General features: G+C 70.3%; 13 protein-coding genes. 3 read left to right on the top strand and 10 right to left on the bottom strand.

Annotation, left to right across the window (positions count from 1 at the left end; translation table 11 throughout):
- Window positions 1-53 precede the first annotated feature (53 nt).
- The 9 genes from gshB to V5F74_RS19295 all read right to left on the bottom strand — a co-directional run bounded on the left by gshB (window position 54) and on the right by V5F74_RS19295 (window position 10443).
- Window positions 54-998 carry a glutathione synthase gene (gene gshB / locus V5F74_RS19255; protein WP_394009706.1) on the bottom strand — a complete coding sequence of 315 codons (945 nt, stop codon included), beginning with the start codon at window positions 996-998 and terminating at the stop codon, window positions 54-56.
- Between the two features lie 78 nt (window positions 999-1076).
- On the bottom strand, window positions 1077-1478 hold the full coding sequence (locus V5F74_RS19260) for a YraN family protein (protein WP_029556471.1): 402 nt from the start codon (window positions 1476-1478) through the stop codon (window positions 1077-1079).
- Entirely contained in the window at window positions 1471-2442 is a 972-nt protein-coding gene (rsmI, locus tag V5F74_RS19265; RefSeq protein ID WP_038192859.1) for a 16S rRNA (cytidine(1402)-2'-O)-methyltransferase, read from the bottom strand. The genes V5F74_RS19260 and rsmI overlap by 8 nt, the downstream gene beginning before the upstream one ends.
- Window positions 2443-2496: 54 nt before the next feature.
- Window positions 2497-4797 (bottom strand): carbamoyltransferase HypF, encoded by a 2301-nt coding sequence (gene hypF / locus V5F74_RS19270; RefSeq protein ID WP_394009707.1) that lies wholly within the window; start codon window positions 4795-4797, stop codon window positions 2497-2499.
- A 6-nt stretch (window positions 4798-4803) separates the two neighbouring features.
- Complete coding sequence (locus tag V5F74_RS19275) at window positions 4804-6261, bottom strand: nickel-dependent hydrogenase large subunit (RefSeq protein WP_394009708.1); 1458 nt, start codon at window positions 6259-6261, stop codon at window positions 4804-4806.
- The gene (locus tag V5F74_RS19280; RefSeq protein WP_394009709.1) at window positions 6258-7277 is read right to left on the bottom strand and encodes an NADH-quinone oxidoreductase subunit B family protein; all 1020 of its coding nucleotides are present in this window, start codon (window positions 7275-7277) and stop codon (window positions 6258-6260) included. The genes V5F74_RS19275 and V5F74_RS19280 overlap by 4 nt, the downstream gene beginning before the upstream one ends.
- Entirely contained in the window at window positions 7274-8671 is a 1398-nt protein-coding gene (locus V5F74_RS19285; RefSeq protein ID WP_250167772.1) for a sensor histidine kinase, read from the bottom strand. Before V5F74_RS19285 ends, V5F74_RS19280 begins: the two co-directional genes overlap by 4 nt.
- 68 nt (window positions 8672-8739) lie before the next feature.
- Complete coding sequence (locus tag V5F74_RS19290) at window positions 8740-9690, bottom strand: hypothetical protein (RefSeq protein ID WP_394009710.1); 951 nt, start codon at window positions 9688-9690, stop codon at window positions 8740-8742.
- 111 nt (window positions 9691-9801) lie between these two features.
- A complete protein-coding gene (locus V5F74_RS19295; RefSeq protein ID WP_394009711.1) occupies window positions 9802-10443 on the bottom strand; it encodes an alpha-ketoglutarate-dependent dioxygenase AlkB family protein in 642 nt (213 codons plus the stop codon).
- 260 nt (window positions 10444-10703) lie between these two features.
- Here V5F74_RS19295 and V5F74_RS19300 point away from each other — a divergent pair, with 260 nt between their 5' ends.
- Window positions 10704-11174, top strand: coding sequence for a hypothetical protein (locus V5F74_RS19300; protein ID WP_394009712.1), 471 nt, complete (start codon window positions 10704-10706; stop codon window positions 11172-11174).
- 78 nt (window positions 11175-11252) lie between these two features.
- A complete protein-coding gene (locus V5F74_RS19305) occupies window positions 11253-11636 on the top strand; it encodes a VOC family protein (protein WP_029556480.1) in 384 nt (127 codons plus the stop codon).
- 21 nt (window positions 11637-11657) lie between these two features.
- Here V5F74_RS19305 and pncA read toward each other — a convergent pair whose 3' ends face one another.
- Window positions 11658-12320, bottom strand: coding sequence for a bifunctional nicotinamidase/pyrazinamidase (pncA, locus tag V5F74_RS19310; RefSeq protein WP_394009713.1), 663 nt, complete (start codon window positions 12318-12320; stop codon window positions 11658-11660).
- Window positions 12321-12539: 219 nt separating this feature from the next.
- Between pncA and dnaK the strand changes: the two genes are divergently transcribed.
- On the top strand, window positions 12540-14435 hold the full coding sequence (gene dnaK / locus V5F74_RS19315; RefSeq protein ID WP_029556482.1) for a molecular chaperone DnaK: 1896 nt from the start codon (window positions 12540-12542) through the stop codon (window positions 14433-14435).
- Window positions 14436-14626: the final 191 nt, after the last annotated feature.

The following is a 14626-nucleotide window of genomic DNA, read 5'->3' on the forward strand; positions in this document are numbered from 1 at the left end:
GTTCGCGCGGCGGGCCGAGGGCGCCGCCGCGTTGGTCTCGATTGGAAGGTGCCTCAGGCGGCGCGGCGGGCCTCGATGCGGTCCCAAATCTGCGCCGCGATGTCCGGCCCGCCCAGGCGCTTGATGGCGCGCAGGCCCGTGGGGGAGGTCACGTTGATCTCGGTGAGGTTGCCGTCGATCACGTCGATGCCGACGAAGATGAGCCCCTTCTCGCGCAGCGAGGGGCCGATGCGGGCGCAGATTTCCAGCTCGCGGTCTGTGAGGTCGGTGGGCCGCGCCGCGCCGCCGCGCACCATGTTGGAGCGCAAGTCGCCCTCGCTCGGCACCCGGTTCACCGCGCCTGCCGCCTCGCCATCCACCAGGATGATGCGTTTGTCGCCGTGTTTCACCGCCGGCAGGAAGCGCTGGATCACCCACGGCTCGCGGAAGGTGGCGGAGAAGAGGTCGTAGAGCGAGCCGAAATTGAGGTCGTCGGCGGTGAGGCGGAACACCGCCGCGCCGCCGTTGCCATAGAGCGGCTTCATCACCACGTCGCCGAACTCGGCGCGGAAGGCCTTGATCTCGGCGAGGTCGCGGGAGATCAGGGTCGGCGGCATCAGGTCGGGAAATTCGGTGACGAAGATCTTTTCCGGCGCGTTGCGCACATGGCCGGGGTCGTTCACCACCAAAGTCTTCGGGTGAATGCGCTCCAGCAGGTGGGTCGCCGTCACATAGGCCATGTCGAAGGGCGGGTCCTGGCGCATCAGCACCACGTCCATCTCGGTGAGGGGAATGCGCTCGCGCGCGCCGAGGGTGAAGTGGGCGCCGGCCTCGTCCTTCACGGTCAGCGGCTCCACGGCCGCGAACACTTGGCCGTCGCGCATGGCCATGCGGTCGGGCGTGTAATGGAACAGCGCATGGCCCCGCCGCTGCGCCTCCAGAAGGAGGGCGAAGGTGGAATCCCCTTGAACATTGATGCTGGCAATGTGGTCCATCTGGACCGCGACCTTCAGGGCCATGGCAATCTCCCGCTGGCCCGATTGGGCCTCGCTGTCTCGGCTTTATCTATAGGCGGGTGGCGCGCGCCGCCACTCGGCTCAGAACTCCATTTCAAAAGCACCGGGCAGGTGCTCGGCCTCGCCCGTGCGGGCGAGGAGCACCGCGTCGAAGCGCATGTTCAGCATTGAAAGCTCCGGGTGCTCGGCGAGGTAGGCCTCGGCCGCCGCCGCAATGCGTCGGCGCTGGCGCGGCTGGAGGGAGAAGGCGGCATCATCGAGCCGCGCCCGCAGCTTCACCTCGCAGAAGACGAGGAGGTCGCCCTGCCGGGCGATGAGGTCGATCTCGCCCGCCTTGGTGCGCACCCGCCGGGCGAGCACGTGGAAGCCGTGGGCGCCGAGCAGGGTCGCGGCGCGTTCCTCCCCCGCGAGCCCGCGAGCGTGCGCGGCGCGGCGGCGCAGCTTGCCCGCGTCGGGCGGAGGGCTGGCCGGCGTCTCAGGCATCCGCGTCGGCGTCCCCGGGCTTTTCGTCCCCACGCGCCTGCGCGAGCGCGAGGGCGCGGGCGTAGACCTCGCGCTTCGGCCGGCCGGTGGCGCCGGCGACGACCGCGACGGCATCCTTCAGCGACGTATCCTTGAGGGCGCGCAGGAGCGCCGCGTCCACGTCCGCATCGCCGGCCACCTCTTCCAGGGGCGGGCCGATGACGAGGACGATCTCGCCCTTGGGGTCGTCGGCGTCCGCATAGTGGGCGGCGAGGGCGGGCAGATCGGCGCGCCGCACCTCCTCGAACGCCTTGGTCAGCTCGCGGCAGACGGCGGCACGGCGCGGGCCGAGCACGTCGGCAAGGTCGGCGAGGCTCTCGGCGAGGCGGGGGCCGGTCTCATAGAAAACGAGGGTGCCCGGCACGGCGGCGAGGGCGGAGATGCGATTGCGGCGCTGGCCGGCCTTGGGCGGCAGGAAGCCGTCGAACAGGAAGCAGTCGGTGGGCAGTCCCGCCGCCACAAGGGCCGCGAGCAAAGCCGAGGCGCCGGGCACGGGATGCACGGGGAAGCCCAGCTCCGCGGCCTCCACCACCAGCTTGAAGCCGGGGTCCGACACCAGCGGCGTTCCCGCGTCCGAGATCAGCGCCACACGCTCGCCGGCGGCGAGGCGGGCCAGCAGCTTCGGCCGGGCGCTGGCGCCGTTGTGGTCGTGATAGGCCATGAGGTGGGTCTGGATGCCGTAGCGGTCCAGCAGCCGGCGGGAGATGCGGGTGTCCTCGCAGGCGATTACATCGGCCGCCGCCAGGGTCTCCAGCGCGCGCACCGTCACGTCGGCGAGGTTGCCGATGGGCGTCGCGACCACATGCAGGCCCGGCGCGAGGCCGGGGGCGGGCAGGGTGGAGCCGGCGAGGAGGAAGGTTTTCACGACACCTGCGGCGCGGCCTTCGGGGCGGCTGTGCGGGTGCGGACGATGGGGCGTGGTCATGGCCCCACCATAGTCCCGCCCGCGCCGGACGGGAACGGCCCCGCCCGCATGGCATCACGCCATATGTCGCGCCGCAGCGACCACCGCCTGCCCCAAGGCGAGGCCGCCGTCATTGGCCGGCACCTCGGCGGGGATGAGAGGGGTGAGGCCGCGCGCGCGCAGCCGGGCGACAGCCTCCTCCAGCAGCCGGGCATTCTGGAACACGCCGCCGGAGAGGGCGACGGCATGGGTGCCGGCCTCGGCTGCCGCCTGCGCCGCGACGGAGACGAAAGCTTCGGCAAGCCCGGTATGGAAGGCGGCGGCCATCTCCGGGAGCGGCCGGGCGGCGGCAAGGTTGGCGCGGAGGGCGCGCCAGAGCGGGGCGGGATCGATCTCGATGAGGTCGTCCTGCGCGGAGATGGCGAACGGGTAGGGCGCGGCCTCCCCCGCCGCGCCGGCCTCCAGCGCCATGGCCGCCTCGCCCTCGTGGGAGAGCCGGTCGGGTGCGAGGCCGAGGAGGGCGGCCACGGCATCGAACAGGCGGCCGGCGGAAGAGGCGGGGGGGGCATTGAGCCCCTTGTCCATCATCGCCCGCAGGGTCGGCACCGGCTTTCCGGCAAACAGCGCGGCGAGGCTGGCGTCGCCATCAACGACGGCGCGGCCGAGCGCCCGGTCGAGGTGGGCGAGCAGCGCCCGCCACGGCTCGCGGCTCGCGGCATCGCCGCCGGCGAGCTGGATGGGGGAGAGGCGGGCGATGCGCCGGCTTTCGCGATAGTCGCAGACCAGCACCTCGGCGCCCCACACGGTGCCGTCGTTGCCCAGCCCCAGCCCGTCGAGGGCGATCCCCACCACCTTGCCATCCGTGCGCCGCCAGCCGGTCTCGGCCATGGCGGCGGCGATGTGGGCATGGTGATGCTGCACGCTCTCCAGCGGGAGCCCCCGCGCCTCGGCGAGGGCGGCGGCGAGGCGGCTGGCGCGATAGTCCGGGTGGAGGTCGGCGGCGATCACCTGCGGCACATGGGCGAAGAGGGCGGAATAGTCGGCCAAAGCGGTCTCGAAGGCATCGCCCGTGGCCGGCTCGTCGAGGTCGCCGAGATGGTGGGAGAGGAGGGCGCGGGCGCCGTGGGTGAGGCAGAGCGCGCTTTTCAGTTCGCCGCCCATGGCGAGCACCGGCGGCGCCCCCTCGAAATCCTCCGGCAGCGCCAGGGGAAGCGGCGCGAGGCCCCGCCCGCGCCGCATCACGCGCAGTCCGCCGGCGGCGAAGCGCGTCACGCTGTCGTCGAGCCGGCGGGCGATGGGGCGGTCGTGCATCAGGAAGCCGTCCACGATGCCGGCAAGGCCGGTTCGGGCCTCGTCATCGCGAAAAATCTGCGGCTCGCTGGAGCGGTTGCCGGAGGTCATCACCAGCGGGCGGCCGGTCGCCGCGATCAGCAGATGATGCAGCGGCGTATAGGGCAGCATCAGGCCGAGATGGCTCTGGCCCGGTGCGAGGCCGGTGGCGAGGGCCGCATCCGGCCGGAGCGGCAGCAGCAGGATGGGCGCGGAGGGGGCGAGCAGTGCCGCCTCTTCCTTTGGTGAGATGACGCAGAGGCGGTGCGCGGCGGGAAGGTCCGCCATCACCGCCAGCGGCTTGGTGGGGCGGTGCTTGCGCGCGCGGAGGGTGGCGACGGCCGCGGCGTCGGTGGCGTCGCAGGCGATGTGGAAGCCGCCGATGCCCTTCACCGCGAGGATATGGCCCGACCGCAGCAGTTCGGCCGCATCGATGATGGGATCGGCGGAGGCGATCTCCGTCCCCTCCCGCTCCAGCCACAGGCGCGGGCCGCAGGCGGGGCAGGCGATGGGTTGGGCGTGGAAGCGCCGGTCGGCAGGGTTCTCGTATTCCGCGCGGCAGGCCGGGCACATGGGAAAGCCGGCCATGGTGGTCGCCGGCCGGTCATAGGGCAGGCCGGCGACGATGGAGAAGCGCGGGCCGCAATCCGTGCAATTGGTGAAGGCGTAGCGATGCCGCCGGGCGTTGGGATCGGCGATCTCGGCACGGCAGGCCGGGCAGGTTGCCACGTCAGGCACCACGCCGATGGAGACCGTGCCGGCCCCGCTCTCCACGATGCGGAATCCGGGCTCAGGCACGGCGGCCGGACGGCGCTCCACCCGCTCGATGCGCGCTAGCGGCGGCGCCTCGGCCACCAGAGCCGCGGCGAAGGCTTCGAGAGCCGTGCGCGGGCCGCCCACATGGATCAGCACCCGGCCTCCGGCATTGGAGACGGTGCCATCGACGCCGAGGCGCAGGGCGAGGCGATAGACGAAGGGCCGGAAGCCCACGCCCTGCACGATGCCCGAAATCTCGATGGTCTCGCCCGCGATGGCCGCCCCGTCCATGGTCGTTCAATGCACCGTGCAGACCATGCAGGGATCGAACGAGCGCACGATGTGCTGCACGGCAAGCGGCGTCGTCTCTCCCTGCCGCACCGGCGCGCCGACGAGGGCGGTCTCCAGCGGTCCCGGCTGGCCGGAGGCGTCGCGGGGGGAGAAATTCCAGGTGGTGGGGGCGATGATCTGGTAGCGGGCGATGCGGCCGCGCTCCACCACCATCCAGTGGCCGAGCGCGCCGCGCGCCGCCTCGGTGAGGCCGAAGCTGCGGCCAGCCTGCGGCAGGGCGCCCTGCGCGCACCAGGGCTCGCCGGGCTTCAAGGCCCTCACCCAGCCTTCCATGGCCATCAGCGTGCGCGCGGTCTCCACCAGCCGGCCGACAACGCGCGAGCGCACATTGGCGCCCTCCTTGGTCGCGAGGTCGCGGGCGAGCGGCTGGCCGGCGATGACCTGCCGGGCGAAAGCGCCGGTCTCAAAGGGAAGGCCGGCGAGGCGGGGCGCCTTGCACCAAGTGTAGCCGGTTTCGTCCACGCCATCGGGAAAGGTCGAGCCCTCGAACGGATGATGCGGCGCCTCCCGCCCCTCCATGCGGGCGAAGGAATGATCCTCGGCGATGGCGGAGGTGTCGACCGGGCCGAGGCGACCGCCTGCGAAGGTGCCGGCCGCATAGAGCCGGCCCTCTTCCTGCGGATAGGCGCCATAGGAGAGGAAGCGGTCGTCGGCCCGGCCCAGCGCCGCGAGGCTGAGGTCTTCGGCGATGGTGAGGAACAGGCGGAAATCACCGTCCGGTCCCGTCCGGCGCCACGCGTCCAGCTCTTCCGCGTCGGCCAGCGCCGCGACGCGCTCCAGCGGCGTGCCGAAAAGGCGGGCCTCGAGGTCCGCGCGCACGGAGCCGAGGGTGGCCAGCAGCCGCATCTTGTCCCGCGCGTCCGCCCCCTTGGCGACGCCGCCGGGCTGGAGCGCCAGGGTATGCGGCCAGCGGCCGGCGAGCAGGCCCATGACGTGGAGCAGCGTCGTGCGGGTGGCGAGGGCCTCGCGCACGCTCAGCCCGTGCGCCGCCTTGAACCGCCGCTCGGCCTGCGCGAACCACGGCCGGTCGGCATAGGCCGCGCGGGCGAAGTCCGGCATGAAGAAGACGTGGAAATGGGTGAGGTGGTCGGCCAGATTCTCGGTGGCGAGGATGAGGTTGGTGGCGACCCGCCCGTTGTCGGTGGGCACCACGCCCTCCAGCCCCGCCAGCGCCAGCGCCGCCGCATGGGATTGCGACACCGAGCAGATGCCGCAGATGCGCGGCGCGATCACGAGGGCGTCGCGCGGATCGCGCCCTTCCAGAATGCGCTCGAAGCCCCGGAACAAAGGCGAGGAGACGAAGGCCTGCTTCACGGTGCCGTCCGCCACGTCGAGGCGCACCTCCAGGTCGCCCTCCACGCGGTTGAAGGGGCCGACCACCAGCCGTTTCGTGCCCTCGGTCATCGCTTTTTGATGTCCCGGACGGCGGGCGGGGTGACGACATGGTCGCTCACCGCATTGCGGCGCAGGCGTTCCGGCGTCGCCGCCTTGGCGAGGGACGACAGGGCGATGAACCACGCTTTCGGCATGTCGGTGGGCAGGCCCACGGGGATGCCGCCGATCTTCGGCGTCTCGATGAAGGCGTGGCCCGGCTCCTCGAACTCGGGCGCGGTGCAGTTGATGCAGGCGTGGCCGCCGCGGGTGCAGGAGCCTTCGCCGTTCCACAGGCGGGTGTTGCAATCCGCATGGGCCTGGGTGCCGAGGCAGCCGAGGTGCTCCATCATGCAGCCGAGGTCGCTCATCTTCTCGGCGCTGGCCTTGTACTCGTAATATTCGTTGCGCGGGCAGCCGTGGTGGACGAGGTGGTCGGCGTAGAAGCGCGGGCGTCCGTAGCTGTCGAGGTCGCCGCCGTGCAGCAGGCCGGCGGAGAGCAGCATCAGCGTTTCCGTCACCCAGTTGGGATGGGTCGGGCAGCCGGCGACATTGATGACCGGAAGGCCGGCACGGGCGCGGAAATCGGCGCCCAATGCGCCACCCGGTCGCCTCCCGTCATATTGCAGGCCGCAGGCATCGGCCGGATTGACGCCGGCCGCCGTCACCCCGCCATAGGCCGCGCAGGTGCCCACCGCTACCACATGCTCGGCCACCGCCGCGAGCCGGCGGACCCAGTCGATGGTCGCCGTGTCGGTGCCGGCGAGCGTATGGAAGCGCCCGGTGCCGTTCGGCCCGCGCAGCAGCGCGCCCTCGATGCACAGGGCATCGAGCCGGATGTCGCCGGACAGAACCGCCTCGAACACGGCGATGGCCTCGTCCCCCGTCTCCTCCGAGAGGGTCGGATGCCACAGGAAGCGGATGTTGGCGGAGGCCAAGGTCGCGGCAAGGTCCGGCGCCTCGGCGCACAGCAGCGACATGGTGCAGCCGCCGCAGCCGCCCGATTGCAGCCAGAGCACGGTGAAGGGCGCGTTCAGGTCCCGCATCATGGCGCCGCCGGAAGTACGAGGGAGAGGATGGCGCCGCCGTCCGGATGGTTCGCGGCTTCGAGCCGTCCCTCGTGCTCTTCGGCGATGCGATAGCAGATGGAGAGGCCGAGGCCGGTGCCCTTGCCCACGGCCTTGGTGGTGAAGAAGGGGTCGAAGATGCGGTCCATGAGCGCGTCGGGAATGCCCGGCCCGGTGTCGCGCACCCGCACCGCCACCTGCAGCCCGTCCGGGGTCTGGAAGCGGGTGCCGGTGATCTCCAGCCGGCGGTCGGGGCGGCCTTCCATGGCGTCCACGGCGTTCTGCACGAGGTTCATCATCACCTGATGGATATGGCCGGGATGGCCCACCGCCTCCAGCCCCTCGGGCACGGCGACCGTGATGGGCAGGTCCGGCATCTGGGATTTCGCCACCCAGTCCACCGCCGAGCGGACCACGCCGGCGAGGTCGAATACCTCCCGCGCCTCGCGCCGGTCGGAGGAGAAGCGGCGCAGGTCCGCCACGATGTCGCGCACCCGCTCGGCACCCTCCAGCATGCCGGAGAGGGTGGCGGGAATGTCGGACAGCGCCCGGTCGATGCGCAGTTCGCCCCGCGCCTTGGCGAGGGTCGCGGCATCGGCCCCCGCATGCACCTGATCGAGATAGGCGATCAGCCGCTCGGCGTAGCGCTTCATCGCATGGGCGTTGCCGTAGACGAAGGAGATGGGGTTGTTCAGCTCATGAGCGACGCCGGCCACGAGGCGACCGAGGGAGGCCATCTTCTCCGCATGGACCAGCTGCTGCTGGGTGCGCTTCAGGTGCTCGTGGGCCTTGGCGAGGGCGCCGTAGGCGGCGCGCAGCTCGCCGATGGGGCGGCCCACCAGAACGATGCCCACCGCCCGCCCGCGCGGATCGAACCTCAGTGCGCCGTTGACCGCGATGGCGAGCGGACCGTCGGGCGTCGCCAGTGTAAATTCCCGGTCGGCGATGCGCTGGCGGCGGGCGACGGTGGCGAGCACGTCGGCCGCCGTGGTTTCGGAGGAGGGGTCCAGCAGGTCGGACAGGGAACGGCCGAGGAGGGCGTCGGCCCTGAGGCCGAAGGCACGCTCGGCGGCGAGGTTCACCTGCTCCACCCGGCCGGAGAGGTCGCAAGCTACCAGCACGTCGGTCATGGAGCCGAGGAGACCGGCGATGAAGCCTTGGGCTTCTTCCAGCGCGGTGTTCTTGGCCTCCAGCTCCACCTGCTGGCGGACCAGCTCCGCATAGGTCTCGTCCATCTTGCGGATGACGGCGATCCACGCCTCGTCCGCATCGATGGCGCCGAAGTCCGTCCCCGCCCCCGGCAGGGAAAGCGCGCCGGCGAGCGGACTGTCGGGCAGCGGTTCCCTCGGCGCATCCTTGCGCCCGGACATGGGCATGAGCGGTCCTCGGCGGAGGAAGTGACCGCGAAGGGTAATCCCGCGGGTGGTACCGGCGCAATGCGCGCCTAGCGGGACTCCACGCCGTCCCGCAGCGCCCGCAGGCGGTCATAGACGTCGGGGAAGGCGTCGAGCTTGGTCACGCCCACCATGCGGATGTAGGCGGTGGGTCCGAAGCGGATCCACTGCACCACCTTGATGGGCACGCCGGTGCGGGCGTCGGCGCCGGTGGCCATCACCTCGAAGCCGGCCTGTCCGTTGATGCGCTGGGGCTCCGCGCGGTCGAGCTTGAGGTCCTTCACGCCGGGAATGGTGGAAAGGGCGCGCAGGGCAAACTGGCGGCGCTCGTCGTCGCGTGGCGCGCCGCCGGCGATGGAGACGACGAACACCGGCTGGTCGGGGCCGTCGAGGGCATCCTTCGGTCCGTCGGTGAGCAGCAGCGTCGTGCCGCCCAGCGCCCGCACCGGGCGGAAGCCGGCGAGGTTGGTGACGGCGAAGGGCAGGGAGGTTGCCTGATCGGCGACGCTGCGGAATGTGATGGTGGACAGAGCCTGGCGCACCACCTTGTCGGGATAGCTGGACGCGCCCGCCTCGGGCACCTGCACGGTGACGATGCCCGTGCCCTTGTCGCTGCCCACCAGCAGCACCCATTTGCGCACGGTCACCGGTCCGGCCGTCTGGCGGCCGATGAACAGGACCGCCTTCGCGTCCTTCAGGGGGAAGTCCTCGCGGTCTTCCAGGATCACGCCCCGCGTGTTCAGGGCCTGTGCGCTGAAGCCCGGCAGGAGCTGGTCATAGGCATCGGCCGGCATGTCCACCACCAGGATGGAGGACTTCGTCGCGTCGTCCTCGAATCCAGCGAACTGGTTGCTCTCCACCATGCCCGGCGGCGGCACGAGGCCAAGGGCCGAGCCGCGCGGATACATCACCTCCGTCGCACCGGCCGGGGCGGCCAGCGAAAAGGCGAAGAGGACGGCGAAGGCGGCGGAGAGAAAGGCGGACGTGAAGGCGAGGCGCATCGAGGGCTCCGGCGGAACCCGGCCAAAGCGGGCCTTCGCCTGCGGGCCGGTCTGCCTGTGTCCGGCGGCAATCCGGCTTTTCTGTGAATGACGTGGCGGAAAAGTGGCCGATCACGCGGCGGTGACGCGTCGCAGCGTGAGATTGAATCGCCCGCCCTCCTCGACCAGCCGGGAGGTGCCGGGCAGCAGGCGGTCGATGCCATGGAAGGCGAGGCGGCTCGGCCCGGACAGCAGGAAGACGTCGCCCGACGAGAGATGGATGGAGCGCGTCGGCCCCCGCCGCGTTTCGCCGCCCACACGGAAGACGGCGGTATCGCCCAGCGACACCGACAGCACTGGCGCGGTGAAGTCGGCCTCGTCGCGGTCCTGGTGCAGGCTCATGCGGGCGTCTGGGGCGTAATAATTGATGAGGCACGCCTCGGGCGGCGCCGATCCGCCAGCGAGACGCTCCCACAGCTCCATCAGTCGCGGCGGCATGGCCGGCCAGGGGCGGCGCGTGTCCGGGTGGAAGCTCTGGTAGCGGTAGCCGGCGGCATCCGAGACCCAGCCGAGCGGTCCGCAATTGCTCATGCGCACAGAGAAGGGTTGGCCCGAACGCGGCATGGTGGGGGTGAAGAGGGGCGCTTCGTCCAGCACCGCGCGGATGTCGGCGAGGAGCAGGGCTTGCGCCTCCCGGTCCAGCGCCTCGCGGAACCAGAGGGCGCCGGGCTGGAGTTCGAGGGGAGCCGGCGTTGCCGCCGCAGATCCCGTCATCGCCCGGACGCCACGATCTTTGCGCACGTGATCTTGGCAGATTGAAGAAGAGGCGGCAGCGGCATGGTGGCTTTCCCTTGTCCTGACGCCGGTTTTAACAAGGTAGTAACTATATATTTCATCTCAGGTTTCGGCCATATGCCGACAGAATCCCCGCGGACGATGCCTTCCCGGTGCTGGGGTCGGGAAGAGGAGTTGTCGTCATGCGCAATCATCTCCTGTCGAATGGTCTTTTTTCTCGAGGCCGGGCGCGTCCGGCGATGCTGTCTGGTCTGGTCGCGGTCGCCTTCCTCCCGCTGGTGGTTGCCGGGGGCGTCTCCCCCGCCGCCGCCCAGACCACGGTGGCGGTGCCCGGCGGCTATGTGACCTTCACGCCGGTGCAGCGGCGCTACATCGAGACCTATGTGGTCCGCCACCCGGTTCCGCCGGCGGATATCCCCGGCGGCTTCGTCGCCGAGGTGGGTGCGGTGGTGCCGCCCGACGTGGACCTGCGCCGCTTCGGCGCCGCCCCGGAGCCCTATGGCCGCTACGGGCAGGCGGTGGCACAGGAGGACTATGGCCAGCCGGGCGACGGCGCGGACTTCGACGCCGACGAGGGCTACCAGACGCTGGACGAGGCCGGATACGCGCCGGGCGCCGGCCTCTCCCAATACCGTTACGTCACCCTGCCCGGCAATGAGGCGGCGGTGGTGGAGCCGCGCTCGCGGCGGATCATCCTGATCGTGGAGTAGGTCTCTCCCTGCGTGGCGGCGGCGCCGTGCCTCGGGCATAGTGCCGCCGGCCATCCGGCCGGTTCGAGGGAGGCGCCGATGGGCCCGCACGGGAAATTCTACTGGAACGAGCTGATGACCGACGACGTGGAGAAGGCGCAGGCCTTCTATGCCGCGACGCTGGGCTGGACCTTCAGCGAGATGCCCATGGACGGCGGCCACGCCTATTACGTCGCGACCCTCGGCGGCGAGCCGGTGGCCGGGATGATGGACAAGACCGAGATCCTGCCGCCGCAGGTGCCGCCCCACTGGTTCAGCTACATCAATGTGGACGATGTGGGCGCGCGTGTGGAGCTGCTGAAAGCGGCCGGCGGGCAGGTGATCCGTGAGCCTTTCGACATTCCCGGCGTCGGCCGCATCGCCATCGTCTGCGATGCCACCGGGGCGCCGTTCGGCATGATGACCGCCGCCGATCAGGGATAGTCCGCGGTCGCGGTCATTCGCTCAGGCGAGAAGGTCCGCCGCCGCCAGCCGGCGGACCGCGACCCTGTTCATGTCGGCAAGGGCGGCCGCCAGCGAGCCGTCCACGTCGATGGAGCGGCAGGCGTCCTCGATCACGTAGGTGGTAAAACCGTGCCGCGCGGCGTCCACTGCCGACCACGAGACGCAGAAATCGAGGGCGAGGCCGGCGAGATAGACGGTATCGATCCCCCGCTCCCGGAGGTATCCGGCAAGGCCGGTGGGCGTGGTGCGGTCGGCCTCGTAGAAGGTGGAATAGCTGTCGATGGCCTTGTGGTGGCCCTTGCGGACCACCAGTTGCGCGTGGGGCACGTCCAGCCCCGGCGCGAAGGCGGCGCCCGGCGTGCCTTGCAGGCAATGGTCCGGCCACAGGATCTGCGAGCCGTAAGGCAGATCGATCATGTCGTAGATCGCCCGGCCGGGATGGGTCGAGGCGAAGGAAATGTGCCCCTGCGGATGCCAGTCCTGCGTCAGGACGACGTTGCGGAAGCCTGCGGCGAGCCGGTTGGCGAGGGGCACGACGTCATGGCCGCCGGGCACCGCAAGGGCGCCGCCGGGCAGGAAGTCCACCTGCAGATCGACGAGGATGAGGGCCGTGCGCGGATCGGCTCCGGGACCGGGCCCGGCGGTTGGCTTGAAGGGGGCCATCCGTTTTCCTCGCGCGGCTGTGAAAAATGGAGCGTGGCGCCTGCTACCATGCCTTGCGGGGCCAAATCACCCCCCCTATATGCGCCTCGATCGCTGTTTTCGCGGCGAACCCCAATTCTAAAGTTTCAGGGGGCCGGCGGATCGGTCGCGAGAGGGGCTCGCGGCCCTCCACCTCGGGTGCCGCAAGGGCCCGGTCGGCCTGCCGGCAAGGAGAATCATATGGCCAAGATCATCGGTATCGACCTCGGCACCACCAATTCCTGCGTCGCGGTGATGGAGGGGTCCACCCCGAAAGTCATCGAGAACGCCGAGGGCGCGCGCACCACGCCCTCCATCGTCGCCTTCACGGAGGACGGCGAGCGTCTCGTCGGTCAGCCTGCCAAGCGGCAGAGCGTCACCAATCCCGAGCGCACCTTCTTCGCGGTGAAGCGCCTCATCGGCCGCCGCTATGACGACCCGACCGTCGCCAAGGACAAGAACCTTGTGCCGTACCAGATCGTGCGCGCCGACAACGGCGATGCCTGGGTGGAAGCCGACGGCAAGAAGTATTCCCCCTCGCAGATCTCCGCCTTCATCCTGCAGAAGATGAAGGAGACGGCCGAGTCGTTCCTGGGCGAGAAGGTGGAGAAGGCGGTCATCACCGTCCCCGCTTACTTCAACGACGCCCAGCGCCAGGCCACCAAGGACGCCGGCCGCATCGCCGGCCTCGAGGTGCTGCGCATCATCAACGAGCCCACCGCGGCGGCTCTCGCCTACGGCCTCGACAAGAAGTCGGCCGGCACCATCGCGGTCTATGACCTCGGCGGCGGCACCTTCGACGTGTCGGTGCTGGAGATCGGCGACGGCGTGTTCGAGGTGAAGTCCACCAATGGCGACACCTTCCTCGGTGGCGAGGACTTCGACATGCGCCTCGTCGGCTACCTCGCCGATGAGTTCAAGAAGGAGCAGGGCATCGACCTGCGCAACGACAAGCTCGCCCTCCAGCGGCTGAAGGAAGCCGCCGAGAAGGCCAAGATCGAGCTGTCTTCCGCGACCCAGACCGAGATCAACCTGCCCTTCATCACGGCGGATGCGACCGGCCCGAAGCACCTCACCATGAAGCTCACCCGCGCCAAGTTCGAGGCGCTGGTGGATGACCTCATCCAGCGGACCGTCGAGCCCTGCCGGCTCGCGCTGAAGGATGCCGGCCTCACCGCCGGGCAGATCGACGAGGTCGTCCTCGTCGGCGGCATGACCCGCATGCCCAAGGTGCAGGAAGTGGTGAAGCAGTTCTTCGGCAAGGAGCCCCACAAGGGCGTCAACCCGGACGAGGTGGTCGCCATCGGCGCCGCCATCCAGGCGGGCGTGCTCCAGGGCGACGTGAAGGACGTGCTGCTGCTCGACGTGACCCCGCTGTCGCTGGGCATCGAGACGCTGGGCGGTGTCTTCACCCGCCTCATCGACCGCAACACCACCATCCCGACCAAGAAGAGCCAGGTGTTCTCCACGGCTGAGGATGGCCAGACTGCGGTGACGATCCGCGTGTTCCAGGGTGAGCGCGAGATGGCCGCGGACAACAAGATCCTCGGCCAGTTCGACCTCATGGGCATTCCCCCGGCGCCCCGCGGCGTGCCGCAGGTGGAGGTGACCTTCGACATCGATGCCAACGGCATCGTGCAGGTTTCCGCCAAGGACAAGGGCACCGGCAAGGAGCAGCAGATCCGCATCCAGGCCTCGGGCGGCCTGAATGACGCCGACATCGAGAAGATGGTGAAGGACGCCGAGGCCCACGCGGCCGAGGACAAGAAGCGTCGGGCCCTGGTGGAAGCCAAGAACCACGCTGAAGCCCTCGTCCACTCCACCGAGAAGGCCGTCGCCGAGCATGGCGACAAGGTCGGCGCGGCGGAGAAGGGTGCCATCGAGGCGGCGCTCAATGACCTCAAGTCCTCGCTGGAAGGCGACGACGTGGAGGCGATCACCGCCAAGACCAACACCCTCGCCCAGGCCTCCCTCAAGCTCGGCGAGGCCATGTATGCGGCCCAGCAGGGCGGCGCGGAGCCCGGCGCGGCCAAGAAGGACGACGTGGTGGACGCCGAGTTCACCGAGGTCGACGACGACAAGAAGAAGTCTGCGTGACTTTGAAAAGGACCGGCGGGCGAGCCCCGCCGGTCTTTCGCCGCCGCGGCGGCCATTTGATTCGCGCCGTTTCAGGCGTTATTCCCCGGATTGACCGGGCGCAGGCCGGACGCAGCGCCGACCCTTCTTCCAGATGCTGAGCGGGGTGCGTGAGGCTGGGGACCGGCATCCGATCGCTATTGCAGGATGGC

It is taken from the genome of Xanthobacter aminoxidans (assembly GCF_043193615.1).
In the GTDB taxonomy this organism is placed as follows: Bacteria; Pseudomonadota; Alphaproteobacteria; order Rhizobiales; family Xanthobacteraceae; genus Xanthobacter; species Xanthobacter aminoxidans.